Annotated in this window: 2 protein-coding genes and 1 pseudogene; all 3 read right to left on the bottom strand. The window is 39.6% G+C overall.

Translation table 11 applies throughout. The annotated features are described in order from the left end of the window. A partial coding sequence (locus tag BN338_RS06420) for an NTP transferase domain-containing protein (RefSeq protein ID WP_039760198.1) occupies positions 1-475 on the bottom strand: 475 nt, incomplete at its 3' end. 14 nt (positions 476-489) lie between these two features. Beyond that, positions 490-1,275, bottom strand: coding sequence for a cytochrome c biogenesis CcdA family protein (locus tag BN338_RS06415; RefSeq protein ID WP_039760253.1), 786 nt, complete (start codon positions 1,273-1,275; stop codon positions 490-492). Positions 1,276-1,324: 49 nt separating this feature from the next. Further along, positions 1,325-1,741 (bottom strand): annotated as a pseudogene (locus BN338_RS11175) (carboxypeptidase regulatory-like domain-containing protein); the annotation flags it as partial.

Below are 1,741 nucleotides of genomic sequence, written 5' to 3'. Positions count from 1 at the left end.
TTTCTTCTATAATTGCAATTAACTGACCATTTTTCTCGAGAAGGCGCCCATACCCTGTTGGATCTTGAGTATGAAAGCCTGCAAAAACAACATCGGCTCCATCAGCAAGCTGTGCACGCATTTGGTGCAATGACTCTTTCTGAATAAGAGGCGTATCCCCAAAAACAATGAGAACATCATCCACGCCCTTTTGCAAAGCTAAACGAGCCGTTAAAACAGCGTGCGCCGTTCCTAAACGCTCTTTTTGTTCAAAAATCATCACGTCTTTTACAAATGACTGAACAACATGTGTGACCTCTTGAGCACCACATCCCACAACGACAGCTAATTGCGAAGATTCTGCCAATTCTATTTGTTGTAGAACGTGGCATATAAGAGGCAATCCAGCAATTTTATGAAGCACCTTAGGCAGGGGCGATTTCATACGCGTCCCCTCACCTGCAGCAAGAACAATAGAAAGACAACTTCTAACCATAAAAACACATAAGACTAACGAGAAAATCCAAAAAAGTTCATAATATCGTGCCAACGAATATTTTCAACATAACTCAACGAAGGATAATGTTCTAAAAGCCAAAATGAAAGGTTCTGCATAGAGCCTGTTAAAAATAAAATCCCCGTAAGAATAAGAAAAACACCAATAATTTTTTCAACTTTTCCTAAATGAATACGAAAAGCTGCTAAAAACCGCATAAAATAACTGGAAAACAAAGCCGCCAATACAAAAGGGACAGCAAGTCCCAACGCATAAACTGCTAAAAGAATAGCTCCCTCACCTACAGTTTCTTTTGTTCCAGCAAGCGTTATAATAGGGCCTAAAATGGGACCAATACACGGTGTCCAACCAAAGGCAAAAGCCAAACCAATAACATAAGCCCCTAAAGGACCAGCAGGTGTTTTATAAGTCTGAAAACGGGCTTCACGAAATAAAAAAGAGATCTTTAAAAAACCTAAAAAATTTAAACCAAAAATAATAATGATAATCCCAGCAGCAAGTGCAAACCAATCACGATAATAACCGATGAACTTACCAATGGTACTTGCACTAGCCCCTAAAGCAACAAAAATAGTGGTAAACCCGAGGACAAAAGCAATAACAGAAGACAATAAAGCCCACCGTATAAAGACTTTCTCATCACGTTTTTCTGAACGAAAATCATCAATACCAATCCCTGCCATATAGCATAAATAAGGAGGGACTAAGGGTAAAACACATGGCGATAAAAAAGAAAGTGCCCCAGCAAAAAACACACCAACTGTTGAAATTTCAATCAAAACGCACACACCCCATCTTTCATTCACGGTTTAGTCCCATGAACAACGATCAATCTATCTCTTCATCAATCCGTTGCATATTTTGTTCATTTGCCACCACACTTATATCTTCATCATGACCAGAAACGACAGAAAAAACCTTTTGATAAATTTTATCTTTATTTTTAGCAATTGCAATATACTCTCCCTCTGCTAACACGAGTGAAACATAAGCACCAACTGTTTCATAAACGATATCACCAGAATCATTGGCCAGAGACCAACTTGTATCTGCAAGCGCTTCCCCTCCTTCTTGTCGCACCAGCTTTAAAACAATCTGAGCCGCCTGATGTTCAAGCGTAACCTCTGTCATTTTACCAGCCTCCACTTGAATATCCGAACGTGCCGTCGCATTAATGGAACCATAATGGGAAGCAACATGGTAGCGACCTGCTTTTAAACGCACAACAGATTGAGGTTTAACATT

Source organism: Bartonella queenslandensis AUST/NH15, assembly GCF_000312585.1.
Classification (GTDB): domain Bacteria; phylum Pseudomonadota; class Alphaproteobacteria; order Rhizobiales; family Rhizobiaceae; genus Bartonella; species Bartonella queenslandensis_A.
This window is presented reverse-complemented; position numbering and strand designations above follow the sequence as displayed.